The organism is Variovorax sp. OV700 (assembly GCF_900099805.1).
Lineage (GTDB): Bacteria > Pseudomonadota > Gammaproteobacteria > Burkholderiales > Burkholderiaceae_C > Variovorax.
In genome coordinates, this window is record NZ_FNDR01000026.1 from 1 (window position 1) to 6,118 (window position 6,118).

The window sequence follows — 6,118 nt, forward strand, 5'->3', positions numbered from 1 at the left end:
AAAACGCCCGATGAAGTTCATCGGGCGTCTCTGGCCGGCTGGATCAAGCCGGTTATATGTCCTTCATAGGTGTCAACCTATGGCAGGACGGGTCAATTTGTCCATTGCCCGCGCAGGCAGCAATCGGAGGCGCGCGACGAAGAAGGGCACGCCGTCTACCTCTGCCGGATCGTGCAGCTCGACCGACCACTGCGCCGACGCGTCCTGGCTCGCATCGCCCGGCGCGGCGTGCGCACAAAGCTCGCCGGCAAAGCACACCCGGCCTGCGCGCGCGGTCTGATCGCAGGTCATCACGGTTTCGTCGCAGCATTCGTCCACCCATGTCCAGCCGCCATCGGGGTCGCTGCGAACCGATTGCCGCATCAGCCGCGCGCCGATGCGTTCCGGCGCTGCCGTGCGCTCGCCGGCCTGCGGTGCGGGCACGGTGCCCAGCAGCCACAGTTCGAGCGGTTCGCCGACCCGAAAGCCTTCGCCGCGCTCCAGCGACAGGTCTTGCAGCGCGATGCGCACCCGGCGGCGCTCGCGCAGCGTCGTCACGACGAAGACCACCGTCAATACCGAGAAGATGCCAAACACCGGCAGGCCGACCGCCAGCCAGAGCCACTGCCACCCGCCGGCCAGTGCCCAGGTGATGGCGTTGAACCCGAAGAGCACAAAGAAAACCAGCACGGCCAGCGCGACCAGCCACGCGATCCAGTCGCCGGCCGACCGGGGCACGCGTTCCGTGACGGGCGGTGCGCCCGAGGTCCATTCGGCCGGACGCACCTCTGCCAGCGGAGCCGCGCCGGCCATGCGCGGGTCGGGCCATGGCGACCAGAAATCCGCTGGCGTGTTGTCGAGAGAGATGTGTTGGAGATCGGTCCAGGCGGGCAGGTAGGCCGTGGCTGTTTCCTCGCCCTCCACTTCCAGCGCGGTGCCTTCGAAACCGCGCGGGTACACGCCGGACGCCCGGTGGTGCCGCCGTTTGTGCAGGTCGACGATCAAGGTGCTGCCGCCGACTTCCACGGCCTGATAGCGGCCGTCGGACGAGACAAGGCCATAGCTTGGCGAGTGTCCGGACAGGTGGGCAATCAACGCGACGGACGGATGAAGCCGGGCCATTTGGAGCGAAGGGGAGAGAGGCGCCGAGCATACCTATCCACCACCCGGCAGATCCGCCGTGGCTGATTCGCCACGCGGGCAAATGCTTTCGCATTACAAACCGGCGGCGGTTCCCCTCGGCGGATGCCGCGGTTTCACTACGGCCCGTTACGATGTATCTGCTGCTGCAGGGCCTGAATCGACCGTGGGTTTGATGGGCGCCCGGTACGCAAAGCATCCACGACGTGACCTGCACCCGAGTTTTGAAAAAGTCGCCGGCCAGTTCGACGCCGATGCCGTCCAGGCGCGCATCGGCAGCGGCCGCGCGAGTCTTCAAGCGCCGAGCGCGCTGAACCGAGCTCGCATGGCACTTACGCTAAACCCCGAAGACACGCGCCAACGCATTCACGACCTGGTGTGGTCCGGCTTCCATCCGGACGGCGACATCGAATGGATGGTCACCGACGAGTACCTCGACCCCGACGGGCTCACGGCCGAGGACCGCGCCTGGGTCAAGGCCGAAGCCGCCCGCGCCTGCGCAGCCAAGCGTGCCGCCGAGGCCGACTGGCCCGCGCAGACCGAATACGATAGGCTCGAGGCGGTGTTCGCGCAGTTGCGCAGCGAGAAAGTCATTGCGCTGCACCGCGCGGGCAACTCGCTGGCCGATGGCCACGACGACGTCCGCGAGCAGTGGCGCGCCGTGGGACGGCTCGCCTCCGGCATTCGCGGCTGCTGCTTCTATCACTCGCAGGATCTCGATGCCGCCGTACGCACGGGCCGCCTGCACCTGGCGTTCAGCGGCGGCATGATCCCGGAGATCGACCAGCGCGAGGCGAATACAGTCTTGGTCGGACAGCGCATCGTCGAGCTGCTGCGCGCGGCCGGCTTCGGTGCGCAATGGAGCGGCAACATCGACGAGCGCATCGAGGCCCGCCTGGGCCAGTGGCGCAAGCGAAGCCCGTCGGCGTGAGCGCCGCCTAGCAGAGCACGCAATAGCCTGCACCAGCAAGGACCGCCGGATCGCGCGATCATCCGGCCCATGATTCCGTTCTCGATCCTCGACCTCTCCCCGATCACCGAAGGCAGCGACGCCGCACAGTCGTTCCGCAACTCGCTCTCGCTCGCGCAGCACGGAGAGAAGCTGGGCTACCGGCGCTACTGGCTGGCCGAGCACCACGGGATGCCGGGTATCGCCAGCGCAGCCACCGCGGTGCTGCTTGCCTACGTTGGCGCCGGCACGTCGACGATTCGGATTGGCGCCGGCGGCGTGATGCTGCCCAATCATTCGCCGCTGGTGATCGCGGAACAGTTCGGCACGCTGGAGTCGCTGTACCCGGGGCGCATCGACCTCGGCCTGGGCCGCGCGCCCGGCTCCGACCAGCGCACCGCGCGCGCCTTGCGCCGCAATCTCGAATCCGATGCCGACCAGTTTCCGCAGGACGTGGTCGAGCTGATGGACTTCATGTCCAGGACGCCGCAGCAACCCGTGCGCGCGGTGCCTGGCGCGGGGCTCGAGGTGCCGGTGTGGATTCTCGGCTCGAGCACCTTCGGCGCGCAGCTGGCTGCGCACCTGGGCTTGCCCTACGCCTTTGCCTCGCACTTCGCGCCGCAGCAACTGATGCAGGCGATCCAGATCTACCGCGAGACCTTCAAGCCATCGGCGCAACTGCAGAAACCGCACGTGATGCTGGGCTTCAACGTGTTCGTGGCCGACACCGACGAAGAGGCGGAATTTCGCGCCACATCATGGCAGCAGGCCTTCGTGAACCTGCGCAGCGGCCGGCCCGGGCGCTTGCCGCCGCCCGTGGAAGGGTATCGGCAGAAAGTGGGCCCGGCGGAGAACGCGCTGCTCGATTCGGTGCTCTCCTGTTCGGCCGTGGGTTCTCCCGCCAAGGTGCGCGAAGGCGTGCAGGCCTTCATTGAACGCACGGGCGCCGACGAGCTGATGATCACGTCGCAGGTGTTCGACCACGTGGCGCGGCTGCGCTCCTACGAACTGTTGGCGGAATTGCGCGGCCAAGGCTGATTCCCCCACGCCGCCGGGCCTGGCACGGGGCTGGGACAATGGCGGGCTTATGGCAGCAGCAAAGCAACGGATCGTGGTGGGACTGAGCGGCGGGGTCGATTCCGCCGTGACGGCGCACCTGCTCAAGCAGCAGGGGCACGAGGTGGTCGGCATCTTCATGAAGAACTGGGAAGATGACGACGACAGCGAATACTGCTCGTCGAACATCGACTTCGTGGACGCGGCCGCCGTGGCCGACGTGCTGGGCATCGAAATCGAGCACGTCAATTTCGCGGCCGACTACAAGGACCGCGTGTTCGCCGAGTTCCTGCGCGAGTACAAGGCCGGCCGCACGCCCAACCCCGACGTGCTGTGCAATGCCGAGATCAAGTTCAAGGCCTTTCTCGACCACGCCATGCGCCTGGGTGCCGAGAAGATCGCCACCGGCCACTACGCCCGCGTGCGGCTGAACGAAGCCACGGGCAAGCACGAACTGCTCAAGGGGCTCGATCCGTCCAAGGACCAGAGCTACTTCCTGCACCGGCTGAATCAGGCGCAGCTTTCGAAGACGCTGTTCCCCGTGGGCGAACTGCACAAGACCGAGGTGCGCCGCATCGCAGAAGAAATCGGCCTGCCCAACGCCAAGAAGAAGGACTCGACCGGCATCTGCTTCATCGGCGAGCGGCCGTTCCGCGAATTCCTCAACCGCTACATCTCGAAGGAGCCGGGGCCGATCAGGGACGACCGCGGCCGCAAGCTTGGCGAGCACCAGGGCCTGAGCTTCTACACGCTGGGCCAGCGGCAGGGGCTGGGCATTGGCGGCGTCAAGGAGAAGGGCGCGCAGCGCGGCTCGGGCGACCATTCGCCATGGTTCGTGGCGCGCAAGGACGTCGAGAAGAACACACTGTGGGTGGTGCAAGGGCATGACCACCCTTGGCTGCTGTCGTCCGCGCTGACCGCAGGGGACGCGAGCTGGGTCTCGGGCGAGGCGCCCGCGCCGGGCGGCTACGGGTCCAAGGCGCGCTACCGGCAGGCCGATGCGGCCTGCCAGATGGACGAGATGGAGGACGAGGCCCATGCCGCGGGCGTCTTCGGCCTGCGCTTCGGCGAACCCCAATGGGCGGTCACGCCGGGACAATCGGCCGTGCTTTATGACGGCGAGCGCTGCCTCGGCGGCGGAGTCATCGTCTGACCGCCTGAAACCGGTGCGCGGCCGCCGTCAGCGCACCGAGTCGTGGACGTGGATCAGATCGAGCGGGTAGCGCCGGCCGGCCAGATGGTCTTCGACGGACTGCAGCAGCAGCGGACTGCGATGCCGCGGCACGCTGGCGCGGATTTCGTCGGCGCTCATCCAGACGGTGCGCACGATGCCTTCGTCGAGGGCGCGCCCGGTTTCCTGGGGACCAAGAATGCCGGCAAAGGCAAAGCGCATGTAGATCACATCGTCTTCGTTCCTGCCCGTCCGATGGCTCGAGCGAGCCATGTAGATGCCGATCAAAGCGGTAGGCGTGAAGGCGTGGGCGGTTTCCTCGAGCGTTTCGCGGGCACACCCTTCGATGGGCGATTCACCGGGGTCGAGGTGTCCCGCCGGCGTGTTGAGCCTGAGGCCCTGAGCCGTGAGCTCCTCGACCAGCAGGAACTTGCCGTCCTGCTCGATCACCGCGGCCACGGTGACGTTGGGTTTCCAGCGGAATTTCGTCATATGTCGCGCGGCCAAGTGGAAAGAGAGCGATTGGAGACAGTATCGCTCGATAGATTCCCCAGCTGTCAGTCCGCCGCCTGTCAGGCCGCGCCGGGCGACACGCGGACGGCTGCGCCGCCCCCTTGCTGCCTTGCGTTTAGCGCGAAAGGCTTTCCGTCAGCATATTTGCCTCGACGGCTTCCAGCCGGTAGCCCAGCCCGTAGATGGCCAGCAGCAGAAATCCGCTTTCGGGGCGCAGGCCCAGCTTGGTTCGGAGGCGGGAAACGTGAGTGTCCAGCGACCGCGAGAGGGCTTCCACGCCGACGCCCCACACGGCCTCGTGCAAGTGCTCGCGCGAGAGCATGCGGCCGAGGTTCTGGAACAGGAACAAGGCCAGTTCGTACTCGCGGTTCTTCAGTTCGACCCTGACGCCCCTGACCTTGAGGGTGCGCGCCTGCGGGTAGAAGTGGTAGTTGCCGAACACAAGTTCCGCGTCGTGCTGGGACGGATAGGACCGGCGCAACAACGCGTTGACGCGGGCCTCGAGCTCGTTGGCCCGAACGGGATTGGTCATGAAGTCGTCGGCACCGGCGTTGAGCCCATCGACCGCATCGGCATCCCCGCGCGGGTCGGTGACGAAAAGAATCGGCAATCGGCTCCTGAGCTCATTGCGTACCGACCTCACTACATCGATGCCCGGGATGTCGGGCAGACGCCAATCCAGGATGAGGAGATCGAAGGTCTGCCGGCGCAAGTCCTGCAAAAGGATTCGCCCTTCGGTGTACGGGTGGCATTCGTGTCCAAACCCCGCCATGGCGTGGCTGAGAGCCTGGTCGGCCTCGTGATCAAGTACCGCAATACGCAATTCCGTGCCCCTTCATGTTGACAGCTTCTGCGCGCCGCCGAATAAAAGGAAGTCTATCGATCTACCTGGACGCCAAGGCGCTGGCGCACGCAATAAATGCACGATATCGACGATATTCGGAGAAATTGAGCGCACTTGGCGACAAATGAAAAATAATTGACATTCTTTGGGGCGCCAGACCAGGGCGGTCCCTCGCATAAAACGGCCGCCTCTCGCGGCGGGCACGGTTCAGATTTGGCCGCTCGCTAGCATTTATGTAGCTGCAAATGCAATGACGACGGTCATCAGGAGGCGAATCGACATGCAGATTTAGGCGACAGTGGCGCCTGTAATCTTGCTGTAAGCTCTGCCCGCGTTCCGTATTGCCCTTGCCCTGAGGAGATCTCTATGCTGATAGGCGTGCCTGCCGAGACGACGGCCGGCGAAACCCGTGTGGCCGTTACGCCCGAGACGGTGAAAAAACTTGTCGCCACGGGGCACGCGGTTC

Annotated in this window: 7 protein-coding genes; 4 read left to right on the plus strand and 3 right to left on the minus strand. The window is 65.8% G+C overall.

Annotated elements, in window-relative coordinates; genetic code table 11:
• Window positions 1–72 precede the first annotated feature (72 nt).
• Window positions 73–1,101: a hypothetical protein gene (locus BLR24_RS30060; RefSeq protein WP_254787671.1), complete on the minus strand. Its 1,029-nt coding sequence runs from the start codon at window positions 1,099–1,101 to the stop codon at window positions 73–75.
• A gap of 343 nt (window positions 1,102–1,444) precedes the next feature.
• Here BLR24_RS30060 and BLR24_RS30065 point away from each other — a divergent pair, with 343 nt between their 5' ends.
• The 3 genes from BLR24_RS30065 (at window position 1,445) to mnmA (ending at window position 4,277) form a co-directional block, all read left to right on the plus strand.
• Window positions 1,445–2,050: a DUF6891 domain-containing protein gene (locus BLR24_RS30065; RefSeq protein ID WP_093024341.1), complete on the plus strand. Its 606-nt coding sequence runs from the start codon at window positions 1,445–1,447 to the stop codon at window positions 2,048–2,050.
• A 69-nt stretch (window positions 2,051–2,119) separates the two neighbouring features.
• On the plus strand, window positions 2,120–3,106 hold the full coding sequence (locus tag BLR24_RS30070) for an LLM class flavin-dependent oxidoreductase (protein ID WP_093024331.1): 987 nt from the start codon (window positions 2,120–2,122) through the stop codon (window positions 3,104–3,106).
• 49 nt (window positions 3,107–3,155) lie between these two features.
• Window positions 3,156–4,277, plus strand: coding sequence for a tRNA 2-thiouridine(34) synthase MnmA (mnmA, locus tag BLR24_RS30075; RefSeq protein WP_093024333.1), 1,122 nt, complete (start codon window positions 3,156–3,158; stop codon window positions 4,275–4,277).
• 27 nt (window positions 4,278–4,304) lie between these two features.
• On the opposite strand, the gene BLR24_RS30080 is transcribed toward mnmA, so the two are convergent.
• Both BLR24_RS30080 and BLR24_RS30085 read right to left on the minus strand, forming a co-directional pair.
• Window positions 4,305–4,787: an NUDIX hydrolase gene (locus BLR24_RS30080; protein WP_093024335.1), complete on the minus strand. Its 483-nt coding sequence runs from the start codon at window positions 4,785–4,787 to the stop codon at window positions 4,305–4,307.
• Between the two features lie 136 nt (window positions 4,788–4,923).
• Window positions 4,924–5,580, minus strand: a complete 657-nt coding sequence (locus tag BLR24_RS30085; RefSeq protein WP_254787674.1) for a response regulator transcription factor — start codon at window positions 5,578–5,580, stop codon at window positions 4,924–4,926.
• Between the two features lie 438 nt (window positions 5,581–6,018).
• Between BLR24_RS30085 and BLR24_RS30090 the strand changes: the two genes are divergently transcribed.
• The coding region (locus BLR24_RS30090) for a hypothetical protein (RefSeq protein WP_139188819.1) at window positions 6,019–6,118 on the plus strand (100 nt) is incomplete at its 3' end.

Bases quoted from the DNA above. Each gene is read 5' to 3' on its own strand.
- BLR24_RS30060 (WP_254787671.1), bottom strand. From the start codon at position 1,101: ATGGCCCGGCTTCATCCGTCCGTCGCGTTGATTGCCCACCTGTCCGGA.
- BLR24_RS30065 (WP_093024341.1), top strand. From the start codon at position 1,445: ATGGCACTTACGCTAAACCCCGAAGACACGCGCCAACGCATTCACGAC.
- BLR24_RS30070 (WP_093024331.1), top strand. From the start codon at position 2,120: ATGATTCCGTTCTCGATCCTCGACCTCTCCCCGATCACCGAAGGCAGC.
- mnmA (WP_093024333.1), top strand. From the start codon at position 3,156: ATGGCAGCAGCAAAGCAACGGATCGTGGTGGGACTGAGCGGCGGGGTC.
- BLR24_RS30080 (WP_093024335.1), bottom strand. From the start codon at position 4,787: ATGACGAAATTCCGCTGGAAACCCAACGTCACCGTGGCCGCGGTGATC.
- BLR24_RS30085 (WP_254787674.1), bottom strand. From the start codon at position 5,580: ATGGCGGGGTTTGGACACGAATGCCACCCGTACACCGAAGGGCGAATC.